Annotated in this window: 12 protein-coding genes and 2 pseudogenes; 9 read left to right on the top strand and 5 right to left on the bottom strand. The window is 58.1% G+C overall.

Annotated features, from left to right (window positions below):
- Positions 1–4: 4 nt before the first annotated feature.
- Positions 5–496, bottom strand: a complete 492-nt coding sequence (locus AABA21_RS11315; protein ID WP_338249885.1) for an RNA polymerase sigma factor — start codon at positions 494–496, stop codon at positions 5–7.
- A 336-nt stretch (positions 497–832) separates the two neighbouring features.
- Between AABA21_RS11315 and AABA21_RS11310 the strand changes: the two genes are divergently transcribed.
- The 3 genes from AABA21_RS11310 (at position 833) to AABA21_RS11300 (ending at position 5,470) form a co-directional block, all read left to right on the top strand.
- Complete coding sequence (locus AABA21_RS11310; RefSeq protein ID WP_338249883.1) at positions 833–3,316, top strand: glycogen debranching N-terminal domain-containing protein; 2,484 nt, start codon at positions 833–835, stop codon at positions 3,314–3,316.
- Between the two features lie 351 nt (positions 3,317–3,667).
- Positions 3,668–4,297, top strand: coding sequence for a TetR/AcrR family transcriptional regulator (locus AABA21_RS11305; protein WP_338249881.1), 630 nt, complete (start codon positions 3,668–3,670; stop codon positions 4,295–4,297).
- Positions 4,298–4,456: 159 nt separating this feature from the next.
- On the top strand, positions 4,457–5,470 hold the full coding sequence (locus AABA21_RS11300; RefSeq protein WP_420917147.1) for a hypothetical protein: 1,014 nt from the start codon (positions 4,457–4,459) through the stop codon (positions 5,468–5,470).
- Between the two features lie 39 nt (positions 5,471–5,509).
- Here AABA21_RS11300 and AABA21_RS11295 read toward each other — a convergent pair whose 3' ends face one another.
- Positions 5,510–6,334, bottom strand: coding sequence for a maleylpyruvate isomerase family mycothiol-dependent enzyme (locus AABA21_RS11295; protein ID WP_338249877.1), 825 nt, complete (start codon positions 6,332–6,334; stop codon positions 5,510–5,512).
- Positions 6,335–6,345: 11 nt separating this feature from the next.
- Positions 6,346–6,990, bottom strand: coding sequence for a hypothetical protein (locus AABA21_RS11290; RefSeq protein WP_338249875.1), 645 nt, complete (start codon positions 6,988–6,990; stop codon positions 6,346–6,348).
- A gap of 807 nt (positions 6,991–7,797) precedes the next feature.
- Here AABA21_RS11290 and AABA21_RS39340 point away from each other — a divergent pair.
- Positions 7,798–7,947: pseudogene (locus tag AABA21_RS39340) on the top strand (helix-turn-helix domain-containing protein); the annotation flags it as partial.
- Positions 7,948–8,037: 90 nt separating this feature from the next.
- Positions 8,038–8,514, top strand: a pseudogene (locus AABA21_RS39335) (Clp protease N-terminal domain-containing protein); the annotation flags it as partial.
- Between the two features lie 346 nt (positions 8,515–8,860).
- On the opposite strand, the gene AABA21_RS11280 reads toward AABA21_RS39335, so the two are convergent.
- Positions 8,861–10,114: an MFS transporter gene (locus tag AABA21_RS11280; protein ID WP_338249872.1), complete on the bottom strand. Its 1,254-nt coding sequence runs from the start codon at positions 10,112–10,114 to the stop codon at positions 8,861–8,863.
- 569 nt (positions 10,115–10,683) lie between these two features.
- Here AABA21_RS11280 and AABA21_RS11275 point away from each other — a divergent pair.
- Positions 10,684–12,705 carry a protein kinase domain-containing protein gene (locus AABA21_RS11275; RefSeq protein ID WP_338249871.1) on the top strand — a complete coding sequence of 674 codons (2,022 nt, stop codon included), beginning with the start codon at positions 10,684–10,686 and terminating at the stop codon, positions 12,703–12,705.
- Positions 12,706–12,855: 150 nt separating this feature from the next.
- Here the strand turns inward: AABA21_RS11275 and AABA21_RS11270 are convergent, their stop codons facing one another.
- Positions 12,856–15,192: an FHA domain-containing protein gene (locus AABA21_RS11270; protein WP_338249868.1), complete on the bottom strand. Its 2,337-nt coding sequence runs from the start codon at positions 15,190–15,192 to the stop codon at positions 12,856–12,858.
- Between the two features lie 561 nt (positions 15,193–15,753).
- Between AABA21_RS11270 and AABA21_RS11265 the strand changes: the two genes are divergently transcribed.
- The 3 genes from AABA21_RS11265 to AABA21_RS11255 all read left to right on the top strand — a co-directional run bounded on the left by AABA21_RS11265 (position 15,754) and on the right by AABA21_RS11255 (position 19,384).
- Entirely contained in the window at positions 15,754–17,463 is a 1,710-nt protein-coding gene (locus AABA21_RS11265) for a hypothetical protein (RefSeq protein ID WP_338249866.1), read from the top strand.
- A gap of 39 nt (positions 17,464–17,502) precedes the next feature.
- Positions 17,503–18,453 (top strand): ATP-binding protein, encoded by a 951-nt coding sequence (locus AABA21_RS11260; RefSeq protein WP_338249864.1) that lies wholly within the window; start codon positions 17,503–17,505, stop codon positions 18,451–18,453.
- 412 nt (positions 18,454–18,865) lie between these two features.
- Complete coding sequence (locus AABA21_RS11255; protein ID WP_338249862.1) at positions 18,866–19,384, top strand: HIT family protein; 519 nt, start codon at positions 18,866–18,868, stop codon at positions 19,382–19,384.
- The last annotated feature ends 48 nt before the right edge of the window (positions 19,385–19,432 follow it).

Below are 19,432 nucleotides of genomic sequence, written 5' to 3'. Positions count from 1 at the left end.
CTCCTTACTGCCGGGTGTGAACGCTGCGCAGCAGATTGAGCGCGCGCGAAAGTGCCGTGTAAATGGCCTGCTCACGCTTGCCGAGGACCTGCGCGATCTCAGGGCAGCGCAGCTCGTAGCCAAAGCGGAGTTGGATAATCTCTTGCTGGAGCGGTGAGAGGTGCGTCATCAGCTGCTGGACCTGGGCCACGTAATCGAGCTGTAACGCGGCTCGCTCTGGATCAAGCAGGTGATCGTCATCGATCATCTCCGAGATCTGTTCCAGCGTCAGGCACTGCCGGACGCGCAGGCGCCGAAACGCATCGACGGCCTTGTTGCGCGCGACGCGCCAGAGCCAGGAGACCTGCTCACGCTCGGCCAGGTGCGCGAATTTCCTGTCCTCCATGGCCGCCGTAAACACATCCAGCAATATATCCTCGGCATCCTGCCGCGTCGGCGTGCGGTGACGCAGATAGTCAAAGATGGCGCCCGCGTGTTGCTCATACAGCGCATCCATTCCAGCACTTGCATCCTTGTCGTAGAGATACATAATTACCTCAACATATTATTTCTTACCTACCACATCGCATGAGCAAGCGATAATCTTACAATTCCTCCAGGCATCCTAGATACGCTTGCCCGCAGCGTACATGGCGGCGGCGGCGGCGTTCGCGGGCTGGCAAACCATTATATTCCGATAGTGATAGAATAAAAAACGCTCTCAGTGGAGAAAAAAGGGAAAAGGAAGGACGAAATGGCAGTCTATAACGTGTAGTATTCAAAGCATTCAAAGCAGGCAGCCAGTGTCTGCTATTATATACAGGAGACCCTTAGAAAGCAGAGTAAGAGACAGATGATAGAGATGGCTTCCAATACAGCCGATTTCTTCGAGCAGCTGGCGAATATGGGTAGCAATAAATGGTTGCGTGGTGTCAATGGCACATGCCGCTTCGATATTTATGGCTTCGGCAGTCGCTATCTAACTATAGATGATGGACAACTTACGCTTAGCGAAAGCTCGGATGAGGCGGACGCGATGATCGCCGGGAACGTGGCGGACTTCGATCTGGTGGTGACGGGCAAATATAACCTTCTGACCGCGTATATGCGATCGATTTTTACCTGTGGTGGTAGCGTGGCGCTGTTATTCGCGGTGCAGCGGCTCTTTCCACCACCAACCGCTTCTGAGCAAGATCTGGAGCCGGATGAGACGCAGTTTGAAGAAGAGTCTGATCCCGTTCCTCCACCAATTCCCGCTTTTAACGAAAAAGCTCCCCCTAAGACCACACAAACGGTCAGCATGATAAGCGGTTCTACGTTCGTAGTTAGCGATACACGCGGCGACATCGATGCATCGCCAACCAATACCCAAGGCCTGTTTAGTACCGATACGCGCTTCCTATCGTGCTGGCGCCTGACGATCAACGGCGTCTTTCCGCGCGGCCTGGCGACCGACGACGTGCAATACCACTCTATGAGCTTCTTCCTGGCACCAACGACGGGAACCGTCTACGTCGACGCGGCGCTCTCGGTCATTCGCACGCGTACGATCGGCCACGGCTTCCACGAGCAGCTGCGCATCATCAGCCACTCCAACAAGGCGGTGGACCTGAATGTGCGCATCGAGGTCGGCGCCGACTTCGCCGACATCTTTGAGATGAAAGACTCCCTACAGAAAAAAGGCAGCTATGCGCAGGAGATTGAGGAGCACCGCCTGATCCTGCGCTATCAGCGCGAGGCGTTTGTGCGCGAGACCTGGATTACCTGCGACCAGCCCTGCACGATGGCGTCTGATGCCATCAGCTTCGCCGTGCATATCGAACCTCAAGAGAGCTGGACGGCGGAGATAGATGTCGTGGTGGCGAAGGCAGGCATCGAAGAACACACGGTCCCGATGGAAGGTGACGCACGGGCGGAGATGAGGCGCGATCTCGACGACTGGCTGGCGGCGGCCCCCGATCTGCGCTGCGAATGGCCCGAACTGGACCGCATCTATCAGCAGAGCATGGTCGATCTGGCCTCGCTACGCTTATACCTCAAATCGCTGCCGGGACAGGCCCTGCCGGCGGCCGGTCTGCCCTGGTTCATGGCCGTCTTCGGTCGCGATAGCCTGATCACCAGCTTCCAGGCGCTGCCATTCGCCCCCGAGCTGGCCATAACGACGCTGCGCAACCTGGCCTATCGTCAAGGCTGCTACGTCGATGAGTTCCGCGACGAGGAACCAGGCAAGATCATCCACGAGTCCCGCTTCGGAGAGATGACCGCCTTCGAGGAACGGCCCCACTCACCCTACTATGGCGCCGCCGATTCCACGCCCCTCTTTCTGATCCTGCTGGACGAGGTCGAGCGCTGGACAGGCAATACCCAACTGGTTATGGAGATGGAACACAATGCCCGCGCGGCCCTCGATTGGATCGATACCTATGGAGACATCAACGGCGATGGCTACGTCGAGTACAATCGCCGCAACAAAAAGACGGGACTGGTCAACCAGTGCTGGAAGGACTCATGGAACTCCATCCTCTTCGCTGATGGCACCAACTCGCACCTCCCACGCACGCTATGCGAGATCCAGGGCTACGTCTACGACGCCAAAAGGCGCTGCGCCCGCCTGGCACGCGACATCTGGGGCGATCCTACCTTCGCCGCGAAGCTGGAACGCGAGGCGGCCGAACTGAAGGAGCGCTTCAACCGCGACTTCTGGCTCGAAGACAAAGGCTACTTCGCGCTGGCTATCGACGGCCAGGGACGCAAGGTGGACTCCCTGACCTCGAACATCGGCCACCTGCTGTGGAGCGGCATTGTCGAAGACGACAAGGTCGAATCCTGCGTTCGTCACCTGATGGGGCATCGCCTCTTCTCCGGCTGGGGCGTGCGCACCATGGCCGAGGGCGACGGCGGCTATAATCCCATTGGCTATCACAACGGCACCATCTGGCCCCATGACAACTCGCTCATCGCCTACGGGCTAGCGCGCAATGGCTACAAGAAAGAGGCCAATCAGGTCGCCATGGGCATCCTGCAGGCGGCCACCTACTTCAACTATAGATTGCCCGAGGCCTTCGCCGGCTATGACCGCTCCATGACCGACTACCCGGTCGAATATCCGACCGCGTGTAGCCCACAGGCCTGGGCCACGGCGGCGCCGCTGCTACTGCTGCGCACCATCCTCGGTCTTGAGCCGATCGACGATCATCTGCTCGTCAACCCATACCTGCCCGATGAGCTGCAGGAATTGATGATCTTCAACATTCCTGGCCGCTGGGGTAGAGTTGACGCCTTCGGCCGCAGTAAGAGCAACGATCGCCCCTTGAGGCGCGGTCCCCTCACGAGATGACACCCGTAGGTTCGGCCCTCGCGGCCGATACTTTCAATTTAAGATCACGCAAAACGAGAAAAGAACCCAGTACGTGCGGGGCTTGCCCCCGCTTCTTTGCATCCCAAAAGGAAAGGCACCCTCAAAGCGATCAAGGACGGTTGAATGCGATGCACCACATCCTGTTGGTTGCTGTTTCGAGCGGCGAGCAAGCAAGCGGGGGCAAGCCCCGCACGTACTCTCGTCTCTTTTCTTGTTGCTTGCTCTAAAGCTGAAAGTATTGGCCGCGAAGGCCGAGCCTACTTGACAAAGGTGAGCTGAACAGGTATATTTTCAATGAAAGAAATTTTTATTCATTGAAAGGGCAAGGATATGCCTCGAACGCCAGAAGCAAATCAACGCATCCGCGAAGCGCAGCGTGCCAGGATCCTGGAAAGTGCCAGGAGTGTCTTCGCTCGCAAGGGGATGGACGCGACGATCACGGATATCGCAGCTGAGGCTCAGATCAGTCTGGGACTGGCCTACCGCTATTTCGACGACAAGGAGGCGATCTTCTGCGAGCTGATCAAGCAAACGATACCAGACAATCCTGCCGAGTTCCAGAAACTGGTGGAGATGCCTGGAACACCAGGAGAGAGGCTTGCCGCGCTGATCTCAGGTATCGTGGGAGCACGCGGACAGCGCGAGCCACTTGAGGCCCATCAACTGCTTCAGCACGCTCTTGAGACGGGGGCGATGCCCGAGGAGGTACGCCAGCTGCTCGGCAAGCGCTATCAAACGCTGTTGGCGGCGATGAGACAACTGATTGTCGAGGGCCAGGCCAGCGGCGAGGTTGCGCCGGGCGATCCGGATCAACTGGTCGCGGTGATGGGCGCCTGTCTCGATGGCCTCACGCGCTGGGCTCTGCGCGATCCAGAGCAGTTCCGCGCCTATGTTCCTGACGCCCGCATCATTCTGCGCCTTCTTCTGCCCGTAACAAACGAGGAGAAAGTCTCAGAATAAGCACCAAACAGCTTGCCTGAAGGCATAAGAGAGCCTCAGTTTATGGCACCTTATGTCCTGTTGTCCTGTTGTCATTTTTTTAACTATGTATATGTATATGAAAGGGAAATGTCTATGAAGCACAACGATGACGGATCTGCCATAGCGCAAAAACGATCTCTGCGAGTGAGAGGCATCGGTTATGACACCGGATTCAGTACCGACGGCGTCACGCGTCGGCCATTTGATCATGACCTGGTGCGGCGTGAGTTGCAGATTATCCGCGACGATCTGCATTGTAACGCGGTGCGCCTGTTCGGCGACGATCTGGACCGGCTCGAATTCGCCGCGCGCTACGCTGCTGATCTGGGCCTGGAGATCTGGTTCTCGCCATTCCCCTATCAGCTCGACGCCGAGGAACTGCTCAAGCTATTCGCCGACGGGGCGGAGCGAGCCGAGCGCATTCGCTGCCAGGGAGCCAAGGTCGTATTCGTCACAGGCGCGGAGCTGAGCCTGTTCAACATCGGATTCCTGCCAGGCAATAGCTTCGAGGAGCGAACCGGTCCCCTGCTGCGGCGTGAGCCGGGGATACGTGAGCTGCTGGCCGGGGTTCCCGCACGCATCAACGACTTTCTCAGCAAAGCTGTCAACGTAGTACGCGAGCGGTTCGGCGGCAAGATCACCTACGCCTCCATCCCATTCGAGGGCGTCGACTGGACGCTGTTCGACATCGTTTCGGTCGACCTGCACCGCTCAAAGGAGATCGCCGCCATCTTCCAGCAGAGCGTCCGTGTGCTGGTCGCGCAGGGCAAGCCGGTTGCCATCACCGAGGTCGGCTGCGCCACGCATCGCGGCGCGGCCGACAACGGTGCGCGCGGCGGCGGCGAGATGATGGTATTTGAAGGGGGCATCCCCGTGCGGCTCAACGGCGACTACATCCGCGATGAGCAGGTGCAGGCCACCTACCTGCGCGAGTTGCTAGGCATCTTCGCCGACGAGGGTGTTGACGCCGCCTTCGTATGCACCTTCGTCTGTTACGGCTGGCCGCACCGCAGCGATCCCCGCGCAGATCTCGACATAGCCAGTTGGGGCATCGTCAAGATCCTGGAGGACCGCCCAGGCGACACCTATCCTGACATGCCCTGGGAACCCAAGGCCGCGTTCACCGCGCTCGCCGACTACTACCACGGCTGAACGCTCAGCAAATTGTACGCAAGAAACGGCTGCATCACATCAGGCAATAATGGAAACGGCGTTAAAAAAGGGGAGTGCAAGGGCCGTGTCGCCCTGGATAGTAGCGTTGGCCAGCGCCTGATCCCTGGCGAGTCCCCTGGTGAGTAGGCGCCAGGTGGTCTGCTGATCAATGGTGATGGTGACAGCGGGCTCAAAATCAGTGCTTGTGAACAGGGACCAGCCAGCATGGTCGCGCATCAGGAACCAGCTGCGCCCGGCCTCGCCGGTTACCTGCAGGTGGATGACCGTGTGCTCAGGAGCCTCTACGGCACGGTATGTGTAGGGCAGGGCGCGCACAAACGTGTCCAGCACAGGCGCGAGGAAGGTAGCTTCGGTCAACCCCGGCCGCTGAAGCGCTTCACGTATATGCTGCTGGTGGTGCCAGCGCTCAGTGTATTCACGGGCCACGTCAAACCAGATGGGGGCCGGTTCGGGTCCAGCCCAGCTCACGGGACCGCCCAGCTCCATCAGCGGAAGGCTCTTAAAGTACTGCACCACCTCATGCCCGGTGCTGTCCAGCAGTTCACAGAGCAGGCGGGTACTTATACGACGGGTGGCCTCCACCCAGATGGCATTGTGAGCGTTGATCTGACTGACGAAATCTGGCCCAGGCTTAAGTCTACCGGAAGTGTCTTTGTCGCGTCCGCCAGAGAGCTTGCCAACCTCATCGCCCAGCAGGTGCAGGGCGATATCCTTGACGCTCCAGCCCTCGCAGGCCGTGGGACGCTGCCACTCCTCCGGCGAGAGCTGGCGCAACAACTGGAGCAGGCGGTCAAGCAGTGGCTCGAACAAGTCTACCGTGATCACTGGTTCTACTGGTTTCATGGCATCGTTCCTTATCGGCTCTGCATGACGAAGGTACCCTTTTCGTTGTGGAAAAGGATGTGGGTATTTTGGAATGAGATCTGCATGTCCTTCAATTTGCTGTCGGTGGTCGATGGTACGAAGCTGATGTTGATCGGGACCAGGTCGGCGTTGGTGCCCCAGATCTGGGGACCCATAAAGATGCGCGAGTGGGCGGGATCGCCGCTGGGGAACTCGATGATCTCGATGCGTCCATGGTCGTTGAGCGCGATAAAGTGGCTGGGCGCCTGGCCGCTCTCGTGGCCCACGAAGGCGTCAGCCTGCACGGTGCGCGGACGACCATAGCGCATGTCATCATACGTGGTCACGCTCCAGTTGATCGCCATCTGGCCCAGCCAGAAGATGAGTACCATAGCCAGCATCGCCAGTCCGGCGGGCAGCGACCAGTGCATGTCGCTCATCAGCCCGCGTGGCTGTGGCTGGGGGAGTTGCCTGGTTTTGGTCAGCTTGTTGACGGTGACGGCGGGAGGACCGCCGGTCGTGTGCGGCTCCTGCCCGGCGCGCGTCAACGATGCCCGTGGCTGTACGAAGCGTATCTCTTCGGTCGCCGGCGCGATCCGGCGATGACGCAGAGCACTCTGCGGCGTAATCTCCGACGTCTTCATGGTAGTCTGCATAGCAATTCTCCCTCCTGATATATAAGCGCTAGATGTGGGTGACGAAATAACTGAAAAACGTGGAGATATCTACTTGAACAACTTCTACAACAGAAGTATAGCTGAATCGCCTGTGTGATCGCTAGAGGTTTATCCACAACTTTTAGAGCAAAGATGTGGAAGCATTGTGCAAAAATGGCAGGCAGGTGTGCATAAACGCGGTCCCCCTGTGGATAACCTCACAAAGGAGGATATCATATGAAACGCTTCTGTACCCAGCCGGGTCGGTTTCTCGTGGATGGCATCTCGCCCCACGTAACTTTTGGGTTCGTGTGCGGAGCGTTCGTGTGGAGGTGCCACGTGGGCGAGCGTGTAAGACAGGAGAAGCGGTGTCGCGGGGGTACGTGGGCCGCAATCGCTGGCGCTCGCGGCCCGGTCGACCGTTGAAGGTCGACCCTACAGGGACGTGTCACGTTGGGGGGAGGTTTCGTGTTCGGGGGACGTGTCACGTTGGGGGGAGGTTTCGTGTTCGGGGGACGTGTCACGTTGGGGGGAGATTTCGTGTTCGGGGGACGTGTCACGTTGGGGGGGAGGTTTCGTGTTCGGGGGACGTATCACGTTGGGGGGAGATTTCGTGTTCGGGGGACGTATCACGTTGGGGGGAGGTTTCGCGTTTCTTGTTGCCTTGTCTTTTTGCAAAAAATGAATTATACCCTGATGAAATACCCCTCTTGCATTTTCGCCCAAAGTAATATATAGTCTTTATAGTAATATATAGTTCTTCATGGTTATTGATGGTGCCTTATTGAACAAAAGGGAGGGGTTCAGATGGAACAGTTCATGACTTCTGAGGAGATAGCGGAACTTCTCCATGTTGATCCGGTGACGATTCGTCGTCTGGTCAACAAGGGTGAGCTCTCAGCCTATCGCATTGGTGCCGATTATCGCTTTGCGCCGTCCGATCTCCAGCATTATCTGCAGCGGCAGCGCATTACTGCTCATGCGCAAAAGGAGGCTGGAGGCGGTTCGGGCAATCCACGCGATCCGTTTGCCCAGGTATTGCGAAAAATCATTCCGGGAAAACACTTCACACACTCGGGGGAGGGGGATCGCGACCGCTTTGACCGGTTCACCAAACGGGCACGCCACGTTTTAACGCTGGCACAAAAGGAGGCGCAGCGTTTTCAACACAACTATATCGGCACAGAGCACCTGCTGCTGGGATTGATCCGGGAAGAAGGGGGTGTTGCCTCTGAGGTGCTCAGAAACCTGGGTGTCGAGGTCGATCAGGTCCGGCAGGCCGTTGAAGCGATCATTGGACGAGGCGAACACGTTGTCCTGGGCGAAATTGGCCTGACACCACGCGCCAAAAAGGTTCTCGAGCTCACATTTGATGAAGCTCGCCGCCTGAATCATCGTTATATTGGGACGGAGCACCTCTTGCTAGGTCTTGTGCGAGAAGGCGAGGGAGTCGCAGCCAAAGTCTTAGAAGGAAGCTTCAACCTCCAGCTAGAACAGGTACGAGCAGAAACTCTGCGGGTGCTGGGGGAAAAACAACCGGAAGAGGCCGCCGCCATTCCATCCATACCGTCAGAAGCATCAACATTGCTCTCCGAAGGTGAGCCGGGGCTTCCCTGCTCCTCCTGTGGAGCACGCTCTCCTCGTTACTTCCGTTATTGCTTCAACTGTGGTCAACCCTTGATCCTTGATGAAGAGTCAGGCCACGATAAGGAGAATGAAGACTGACACAAAAAAGGTGGAGTCGGGATAGAGCCAGGAGAGAAGTGTATGACACACTCCCCTGGCTCTATCCGCTTCTTGAGCAGATCTATGCTGCTCACGAACACTGAAACACTTCACCAGTGCCGCCATAAAGCCGCGGGCAAGCCTGCTACTCATCGGCGTGGCGGATGTAGGGATTGAAGGTGGCGAAGAGGGAGATCAGCACCAGTCCGCCCGTCATGACAAGAATGGTCGGCGTTGTGCCGTAGCTCTGGAGCATGAAGCCGGTCATGGCCAGACTTATGGGGTAAACGCCAATGACGATCAGCCGGTAGACGCTGTTGATGCGGCCCTGCAGGCCATCGGGGATCAGGGCCATGCGGCGACCGCGCTGCAAAACATCAAAGATGGGGGTCAGGAAAAAGAGCAGCGCGACAATGGCACCGATCACGAACAGGTTGGGGGCCACGATCAGCAGCGGCGTCAGGATGACCTGCGCCCAGAAGGTGACGGTGGTGAGCGTGAAAAAGCTCACATAGCGATAGAGGATCGGCGCCAGCAGCGATCCCAGCACCCCGGCCATGCCAGACACGGCAAACAGGACGCCCAGGTCTATCGTCGAGGCATGCACGTGCTGTCCCAGCACAATTACGAGCAGCGCGATCCCTCCAGATACCAGGTTAAGGCCACTCAGAATCGTCACCAGCGAGCGCACGAAGCGTTGCTCCCACAGCCACTTCAGGCCCTCCTTGACCTCCGGCAGCAGGGCGCCCCTGTCGCCACTGCGCTCCTGCTGGAACGGCGTGCGAATAAAGAACAGCGAGACCACAGAACAGAAATACGAGACGGTATCGGCCAGGAATGGAAAGGCCCGGCCAACGCTGAAGAGCAGGCCGCCCAGCGGCGCGCCAAGCAGCATGGCGATATTAAAGGTGGCGATATTCTGCGCGCTGGCCGCCGGGAGCTGCTCCTTGGAAACCACCTGCGGCAGGCTGGAGACCTCGGCCAGATCGAAGAAGACAAACAGTACTCCTTCAACCAGCGAGACCACGTAGAGCTGTACGATGGTCAGGTGGCCAAAAAAGAGGGCCAGTGGAATGCTCGCCATGCTCAGGAAGCGGCCCAGGTCGCAGATGATCATCACCAGCTTGCGGTTCCAGCGATCCAGCAGCGCGCCCGCCGGCAGACTGAGCAGCAGATACGGGATGACGCGCAGCGCGCCCGCGATACCGGCCTGCGCCGGCGACCGCGTCAGCGCCAGGATCAACAACGGGAAGGCCAGCTGCGACACCTGCGTACCCACCCCCGAAACCACCTGACCACTCCACATCAGCAAATAATCCCGGTTGCGCCACAGCGGAGGATACGTCCGCGCCTCTATTATTTCTTCTTGCAGATCGGGCTGATTTTGATTTTGTATCACGAAGCTCGTTCCTTCTTTATAGAATAGATAAGTACATATATAGATCGGCAACATTGCATAAAAATATGCAGTGGAAAACGCTTATGATAAAGCGAATCATAAAATGCTTGGGGCATCACAAATCAGGCTAGAGTGAAGAGCGCCCGATTTCCAGTTGTGGGAATACGCGAAGAGGTAAATAAAATACGATGTTCTAACTCGTTGGGAACGTATCCAATCAGGAAAGGATGCACCTATTTTTTGTGTTGATGATCAATAATAGCATGATAGTGCCCCTTTCCATGGTAAGAAAACGTTTGCCTCAAGCGAGTATACCACATCAGCTCATCCGTTACCAGGGGCGTAGAAACATTGGGTTTCCGTTATTTTTTACATGAAGAAAGGAAAGAAGAAACACGAATAAGCCAACGTAGGTGCTGGGCTTGCCCCAGCTTTGGAGCCGTCAGGCGACCCCGCTCCCGAGCATACACGTTTCCCTCAACGATAACAGTACGAGGCCGCTTCGCGGCCAAGCTGGGGCAAGCCCAGCACCTACATTGGCTTGTTCATGTTTCTTAATGAAGTCATATATGAATTCATCTGTGCGCTTTTGCGATAATTGTGGGGCGACGAATCGACCTGATGCGAAATTCTGCTATGCCTGTGGGCAGCCACAGATCTCGTACGCGACTACCAGTACGGTTACGGGTCTGCTCACTTCCGCCTATGAGTTGAAGCAGCGCTATCATATTCTACAAAAGCTGGGGCAGGGAGGCTTCGGGGCCATCTATAAGGCGGCGGACCTGCTGTTCAACGATACGCCCCGGGCGGTGAAGGAGATGGGGATGCGGGGACTGAATGAGCAGGAGACAAAAGACGCCATCATAGCCTTTCGCAACGAGGCGACGCTGCTGGCCAACCTCTCCCATCCCAATCTACCACGCATCTACGACCACTTTGAGGAGCATGGTCGCTGGTACCTGGTGATGGATTATATCGAGGGCGAGACGCTGGAGAAGCGGCTGGAGCAGGTCCCCGGCAACCGTCTCCCGCTGCCAGAGGTGGTGGACCTGGGCATCCAGTTGTGCACGGTGCTGGGCTATCTGCATAGCCATGAGCCTCCGATCATCTTCCGCGATCTCAAGCCGGACAACGTGATGCTGACGGCCGATGGACGGATCTACCTGATTGATTTCGGCATCGCGCGCTTCTTCAAGCCAGGACAGACAAAGGATACGATGAACCTGGGCACACCGGGCTACGCCGCACCCGAGCAGTATGGACGCATGCAGACCACGATTCGCTCGGATATCTATAGCCTGGGCGCCACGCTCTACCAGATGATCTCCGGTATTTATCCAGGTCTGACACCATTTCTGCAGCAGCCGCTCGACCTGGACGCCTCGCAGCCCGCCAATGTAGCCATCGAGAAGCTGGTGATGCAAATGCTTGAGATGAAGGAGGATCGGCGTCCCCACGATACGCAGGTGGTCAAGCAGGAGCTCCAGAATGTTCAGCAGATGCTGCAAAGCGCCAGCGTCAGGCGCATGGCTCAACCTGTCGCGACCCCCGTGCAAGCAGATCTGGCGACGGCCACGCTCAATCATGAGACCAGGTTGCTGGCGAGCGAGGAGCCGCGACCGAGCCTGGTGGTAGCCCCGCAAGGCGGCGACTATACCTCGCTGGGTGAAGCAATACAGCAAGCCCGGCCGGGCAGCTTTATCCTGGTACGCGAGGGACTCTATAAAGAGAGTATTATTCTGGATAAACCGGTCGAGATTATCGGCAATGGGCCACGAGCTCAAATTATACTGGAGAGCAGCAACACCCATGGTGTCGTGATGCAGACGACGACCGCCACACTGCGCGGACTGACCATTCGCTGTCCCGCCGGCTCGCTGGACAAGGCGGCCTACGCACTCCACATCCGTCAGGGCCAGCTCTCCGTGGAAGACTGTGACATTACGTCCTCCTCTTCAACCTGCATCGCCATCACCGGCGCCAACACCCGGCCCAGCATTCGCTACTGCCGCATCCACGACAGCGCCGGATACGGCATCACGGTGCAGCAAAACGCCCGCGCCACCATCGAGTATTGCGAGATCTTCAATCATCCCCGCGCCGGAATATATGTCACGACGGGAGGCGATCCGATGGTGCGCCACAGCCAGATCTATAACAGCGAACGCTACGGCCTGCTCATCGATGAACAGGGACGCGGTACCTTCGAGGACAGCGAAATCCACCACCACGGCTACGCCGGCGCCACGGTCAGCACGCTGAGCAATCCGCTGCTGCTGCGCTGTCACCTGCACAACAACCAGCAATACGGCATCGAGGTCCTACAGGAAGGCCAGGGCTCCTACCAGGACTGCGAGATCGCCGGCAGCGGCCTCGACAACGTCTCGATCACGACCGGCAGCACACCCTACTTCTACCTCTGCCGCATCCATGACGCGCGGCGCCACGGCATCAATGTCAGCGACAACGGACGCGGCACCGTAGAGTATTGCACCATCACCGCCAACCAGCAGGGCAATATCGCCATCAGCAACGGCGGCGACCCCACCATCACCCACCTCCGTGACCCCTTGCGTGACCCTCACCCATAGGTTCGGACCTCGCGTCCGATTACCCATCCTCCCCACAACACCGTCTCCTCAACACGACATCGTACGGGGGAATGGTTCGCGATCGGACGCGAGGTCCAGATACCACGTCGGACGGAAAAAATCGGACACGGGGTCCGAACATATGGGCGATCACGCGGGCGACCACGGATCGGGGAGCTGGCTCGTGCCGAGGAGGCGGAAGGTGGCTTTGACCGAGCCAAAGCTGACGCTGTCCCCGTTGTGAAGTTCGGCGCGCCTGTTCGCGTCCAGGGTCGATGCGCCGATCCGCGTCTTGTTGCGGCTATTGAGGTCTTCGATGTAGCAATGCTCTCCTTCCACGTGGATGCGCGCGTGCTGGCGCGAGACGCTACTGGCGTTATCAAACGGGGTGAGATCGACCTCGGGGGTGCTCACGCGCCTGGGATCGACACGCCCAACGAGCACCTTGTCCTTTTGGATGGGGATGCGCCGCACGGTCTGCCCATCCTGCTGAATATCCAGAAAGGCATAGGTCCTGGCGCTCTCCGGCTCGACCGTCCCGATGCGAACCCTGGGGCGGATGATGGTGCGTTCGCCCTCCGATACGTCCTGGTCGGGCTGCGGGCCGGGCTTGATAATGGTGCGCTCCCCTGGCGGCAGCTCCTGCTCGATGTTGTTGATAGATGCCAGCAGGGCCTGGTCGCTCTCAGTCACTTTCTGCTCGGGAGCGCTGGCCGGATTGGGGCGGGCGGGCATGGTTTTGAGCATGGCGAGCAGGGTGGCGGCTCGCTCAGGGCGCTGCAGGGGATGATCAGGCTCCAGATCGGGCAGGGCCGAGAGGACGCGACCGTTGCGCACGAACAGGCGCCGCCAGTTGGATGGATCGAGGGGCAGCAGCTCGTGGCGCTTGCGGCGGGCGGCATCGATCGAGCTGGCGCGCGCGTTGGCGTCGCTGCCGCTGGCCTTGTTGATCTGATCGATGCGCTCGGCGCCAAAGTTGATAGGTGCCGATTGGCTGTATTCCGTCGCGCTGACATGCAGCCAGGCGTGAGTATCCTCTTTGATGCGATCGGCGAGCCGGCGGGTGGCCTGGTCCGTCGCAGTGCCGGCGTCGCGCGCCTGCCAGTATTCAAGCACGCGGGCGCTGTGGCCGATCATACCCGTCATGGCGCCGCCACTGGTCAGGAAGTGACCGTTGCCGAACGAATCACCGGCGACCACGCCGTTGGGAGCGACCAGCGCGTCGTCACCAACCCGCTCGACGAGGCTGAACAGGACCGGCCCATAGATCATCTGGACCTTCATCAGCTCCTGTCGAGGGATATCAAGGGTCTCCGCCGCCTGCTTGATATAGTAGTCGTAGATCAGGTGTTGATAGGAGGCGAAGAACTCGGGTGAGTTGCGATTGGTTTCGGCGGCCAGGAGGCCAGCCTCGATGGGATCAAAGGACTTGAAGTCCGGCACCTGAACCAGAACCCAGCCGACCTCGGGATCGTTCTCGTGGCCGACGGCGATCTGTCGCACCCAGTACTCCTTGCCATCCTCGTCGAACGCCGAGGAGATGCGCCGGCGCAGACGTCCACCGACCAGGACCTCAACCAGGCCGGCCAGGAAGTCCGCCTGCGCTACCACCGGTCCCTGTCCATCATTGTGGTCAACCTTGACATCGTGCTGCTCAAAGCTCAGGCGTCTGGCATCGCTGCTGTTGAAGCCCTGCGCGATCATAAACAGAGCGGGCACTCCCAGGTCGATCGTCTCGCTGCCCGGCACGCGCACGCGCACGAACTGTCCCTTGAAATCGAACTCCTGCAGGGCCTCGATGCGCACGCGCAGACGGCCGTCGGGCTCAGTAATAAAGCCCTCGCCCTCTTTGGGGACCACGCGATGATGGGTAAACAGCTGCACGCGGGGCGAGCGCTTCTTCTCCAGATCCTGCTCCTCCATCAACTCCAGGTAGCGGCGCAGCAATTTCAGGATCGAGGCCGCCTCAGCCTGGAACGTAGAGGGACCATCGAGCACATCCACCATGCTGCTGCGAATCTTTTGAGGATCGGGATGGTCCGGCGGCTTCGGTGGCTCCAGCACGGTAATCACGCGATTCGGCAGGCCGTCGCGCCAGCGATCATCGATGAACTCAACGTTGTGGATGGTGCCCACGATATGCTGGTCGACGTCGAAGCCGTCGATGATCTCGTCAGCGACGATATCACCGGCCACCGTATCCGAACTGTAGAAGCATTCCGCGAGCCGAAATAGACGTCCATTGCCCCGGCGAGGGATGCCCTCCTCACCGTAGCGTTCGAGCATCAGCTGATCGATCAGGCCAAGTTGATGATAGAGATCTTCACGAATGTTCCAGTGCACGCCCAGAAAAGGGTCGCCACGCATCTCAACGCCCACCGCCCGACGCCCCATCGCGACGGTCCACAACATAGACATCATATTCGTCCCACCCAGACCCAGCGCCAAAAAATCTGGATTGAGCATCACTTCATTTAAAGCATCCATAGCCAGTGCAGCCCTCCTCATGAGCATTATTCGCACGTGAAAATGTATCAATGAACCGCTAAAACCATGCAAGACCCGCAAAGAAACACCGCGACATCGCCTTTATAAGCGGCGGGTAATGAATAAACGGTATCCCCACCCATTTTTGCTGCACGACCTTTGCGCACTCAATCGATAAAAATCGATTGAACTTTTCCCTCTTTTCTTTTAAAATGTCTATATGATTAATAAGCTCGTATTACTTATTAATCATATTACTGTTGAACATGGGGAGAAGTCGCAGAAAGGCATTAATTTCCTGTTAAATATTTCTGGATGAATATTTCTGCTTCTAGTATTTTCCGCTTTTTGCATTAAGAGCTGGAATGATAATGATAAGCGCAATCTATTAAATCATGCGCAGCTATGAATCAGGAACGATTCAAGAGAAGCAGAGGAGAATCGGGCAGATAATATCACAATATGATCAGAAGATGATCGCCCCGCTCGCTCACCCTTCGGAGGAGAGCGACATCTTTATCCTCACCAATATCCCCCCATTAGAAAAGGAAGATTAAGCATATGAAGAAGATAACCTCGAACAACCCCTATGGCCAGCCAGCTGGTCCAGATATCGATAAGTGGGAACGAATCGATTCCTCCAGAAGAGAGGTCCTGCTGAAGCTCTGTTCGTCAAGGGTGGCCGCGCTTTACAAGACGCTGCTGAGCCAGGCCAGCATCGAGCATAACGCCGAGCAGGGCATGGTCGCCGTACTGACGTGTTCCACCATACGCGCCCTGGCCCGAGCGTTACGTAAGAGCTATGACTTTCTCCTGCGCTGCGTCTCCATCTTTAAGGCGCTGGGACTCATGCACCACGTCACCAACCGCAACCACGGTACGCGCCTCTCCATTCCACTCGGCTGCTACCTGCCGCTATCCTCACTGACTACCCTCAACAACCTGATCACGGGGACGCGCAACAAGCTCAGTCGGTTGGCACGGCAAACCAAAAATCTCTATATCCAACATTATGGAGATCCTGACCCCCACCATAGCTATCCCGCCACCATCCAGCAACTCAAGGCCGCCTGCGAACAGTTGCTGCAGGGTCCATTAAACCAGGAGAACATCCAGCTCCTCTACACACGCGTCGGAACCATGGTGGCCTGCTTTCAGGATACTTCACAGCACGGAGACCCGATAGCCAGTATGGGAGACCTGACAGCCCCGACCTATCAGCAGCAACCCCAGGCGCAGGGAGACCCATCACCTCCAGTGGGAGACCTTTCCGCTCTCAGAGGGAGAACGGGTCTCCCAGAAGGTGAAGACCCGTCACAGCAAAGGGGAGACCCTTCCATCAAAACGGGAGACCCGTCACAGCAGAGGGGAGACCCTTCCACGAAAATGGGAGACTTTTCAAGCAGAATGGGAGACCTTTACGTCCCAAAACAAGACTTTTTTTCGCCAATTGAGCTCAAAGAAGGTGAAAAAGGAGAGAAAAGGGAGACTCAGGTCTCCCCTGTATCGATTATCGATATCGTAGATAATAATAATATTATAAATCTTTCTCACTTTAGCGATAACGTTATCGATAGGCCGGCCGAAAGGGTACCCCAGCCGGAGACCGCGGAGGAGTGGCAGGCCAAAGCCACTCGCATTCGCGCTGAAGCGCTAGCCCTGGCCATGTTTGTGGAAAACAGTCCACGCAACGTGGCATCGTTTATCCACAAGCTCACGAGCAATCCACGGGCCACCCGGGCCGCCGTCATCGATCTACTGGTCCAGACCTACATGCCCGACTACCGGGGCAAGCCGCGCAACCGGGGCGCCTGGTTGAACAAAGCCTACACCCACTATGCCGCTCCGCACGTGCTCATCCCGCCTATGGTCAAGCGCTGGCTCTACACGCACGAATCCTGGCAGGAGATCGAGCAGGCGCTGATGCAGGAGACGGCACAGCAGCAAGAACAACGTCCCCTCACCGACGATAGCATCCCCGTGCCGCCCGAGGTGGAGATCGACCCGGCCCAGCTGCTGACCGCCAACCAGGACCAGGGCAAGAACTGGCTGGACAAGCTCGATGCCATCCAGCTGGCACAGCAAATTGTCCACGACGGGGCCGAGCACGGCTACATGCTCAAAACCCAGACCCTGCCCGACCAGGCCGTCTGGCTGGTGCGCGTCCACTGGGGAGTGCATCAGCTCAACATCCGCAGCTGGGAACACTGGCGCAGCGAGTTCGCCGAGATCCATGCCATGCTGCAGGCTCGTAAGCGCCTCCCCGAGTAATCTCACATCACAACACAGAAGTCAGGAGATTTTTAAGCCATGGACAATATCAAAAAAGTGATCGCAAACACACCGCAGGCATTCAAGCCCAACGCGCCCATCTGGCGGCGCGAGGTCGAGCCACCCGTAGAGACACCCGAGGACGAGGGGGTCGAACTGGACGAGGACGAGGAGATCGCCCGCGAGCAGAAGGCGGCGCGCGCGGCTGAGATCGAACGCAACCGCCAGGCACAGCTGCGCATCCTGCATCCCAACGCGCTGGCGCCACAGGAGCTCGCCGACGAGGAGCAGCAGACCAGCTGCCCGCTGTGCCATGGACGGCGCTATTTCCGCCTGGATGTCCCCTTTGGCCATCATCTGTTTGGCAAGGCGGTCCCCTGCGACTGCGTGCGCGCGCGCAAGCAGGAGATCCAGCGTCAGCACCTGCGCCAGATCTCTAACCTGGATACGCTGGAGGAGTTCAGCTCCAAGAGCCTGCATAACTTTGATGGCTTCATCCCAGGCTCGCGCATCGCTTTTCAGCAGGCCACCGACTACTCCAACAAACCAGAGGGCTGGTTAATCTTCATCGGCCCCAACGGCTGCGGCAAGACGCACCTGGCCGTCTCCATTGCCCGCCACCGCCTGGAGGCCGGCGATAGCGTCCTCTTCATGGTCGCTCCGGACCTGCTGGACTACCTGCGCGCCACCTACGCGCCCGACGCGCCCGTGCGCTACGACAAGGTCTTCCAGCAGATACGCGAGACCGAGCTGCTGATCCTCGACGACCTGGGGGCCCAGCAAGACTCGCCATGGGCCATCGAAAAGCTCTTCCAGCTGCTCAACTATCGCTACAACGCTCACCTGCCCACGGTCATCACCACCAACCTGATCGGCCTCGAAGGCATCGAGCCGCGCATCCGCTCGCGCCTGCAAGACAAACGCATGGCCCGCATCGTCTCGATGGACAACGTCTCCGATTACCGCCAAAAACCCACCCAACCGTTATAGGTGCCGCGCTTGCCCTGGTTTTCGGGCCTGCCCCGGCTTCGGGCTTGCACTCAATAACTTCAACTTAATAAAATGCAGTACATGCGGGGCTTGCCCCGCTTGCTTGCGTCCCACAAGGAATGGCTCCTTCAAAGCAACCAGGAACGGTTGCATGCGATGCATCGCATTTTGTTTGTTGCTTTTTCGAGCAGCGAGGAGGCAAGCGGGGGCAAGCCCCGCACGTACTGTGGTATCTGCTCTTTTTGCCTACGCGAAAGTTGAAGGTATTGAGGCTCGCCTTGGCTTCGTACCCAAAAGAAACGTTTAATTTAAAACAGGAGAAATCGATGAAAAAGGTCACGTTCGATATTGAAGATGAGATGTTTACGACGATCACCACCATCGCGCAGCAGGGGGCTTCGCCGAGCAGGATGTGGAGGGATGGCTGGGAGGGCAGCTGCGGCAGCGGCTGGCGAGCCTACTGCCCTCCAGTCAGTCGCGCTGGATGCCGCGCGAGCAGTGGGACGCCCTGGTGCGCGGCGAGGATTGCCTGTTTTGTACGCAGCTCCAGCAGGAGAGCGGCTTTGATGGCTATGGCTTTATCATCGCCGACCTCAGCGTGTCGCGCCTCACGCTCACGCGCAACCAGTATATCCACGGCGAGTGCGTGCTGGCCTATAAAAATCACGTCAAGGAGTTCCACCAGCTCTCTCAGGAGGAGCGCCACCTGTTCATAGACGATCTCGCGCACGCATCCAGGGCGATCGAGAAGGTCTTCGCGCCGCTCAAGATCGGGGCGGACACCGGCAGCGGCGGCTATCCCCATCTCTACTGGCGCATCAAGCCGCGCTACTACGGCGATACGCTGCCCGCGCATCTGGCCGAGCGCACCCTGCCCGACCATGTCTACACCATGTATGTCTCTGAACTGCGCGACGCCCTATCTGAATAACAAAAGTGCAACCGGCAGCGATCTCGACCGTTTAAAGAGTAGAAATCA

It is taken from the genome of Dictyobacter halimunensis (genome assembly GCF_036245075.1).
The sequence above is the reverse complement of the archived record's forward strand: the minus strand, read 5'-3'. Positions and strand labels throughout refer to the sequence as shown.

Coding starts and splice junctions, on each gene's coding strand:
- AABA21_RS11315 (WP_338249885.1), bottom strand. CDS start 496: ATGGATGCGCTGTATGAGCAACACGCGGGCGCCATCTTTGACTATCTG.
- AABA21_RS11310 (WP_338249883.1), top strand. CDS start 833: ATGATAGAGATGGCTTCCAATACAGCCGATTTCTTCGAGCAGCTGGCG.
- AABA21_RS11305 (WP_338249881.1), top strand. CDS start 3,668: ATGCCTCGAACGCCAGAAGCAAATCAACGCATCCGCGAAGCGCAGCGT.
- AABA21_RS11295 (WP_338249877.1), bottom strand. CDS start 6,334: ATGAAACCAGTAGAACCAGTGATCACGGTAGACTTGTTCGAGCCACTG.
- AABA21_RS11290 (WP_338249875.1), bottom strand. CDS start 6,990: ATGCAGACTACCATGAAGACGTCGGAGATTACGCCGCAGAGTGCTCTG.
- AABA21_RS11275 (WP_338249871.1), top strand. CDS start 10,684: ATGAATTCATCTGTGCGCTTTTGCGATAATTGTGGGGCGACGAATCGA.
- AABA21_RS11270 (WP_338249868.1), bottom strand. CDS start 15,192: ATGGATGCTTTAAATGAAGTGATGCTCAATCCAGATTTTTTGGCGCTG.
- AABA21_RS11265 (WP_338249866.1), top strand. CDS start 15,754: ATGAAGAAGATAACCTCGAACAACCCCTATGGCCAGCCAGCTGGTCCA.
- AABA21_RS11260 (WP_338249864.1), top strand. CDS start 17,503: ATGGACAATATCAAAAAAGTGATCGCAAACACACCGCAGGCATTCAAG.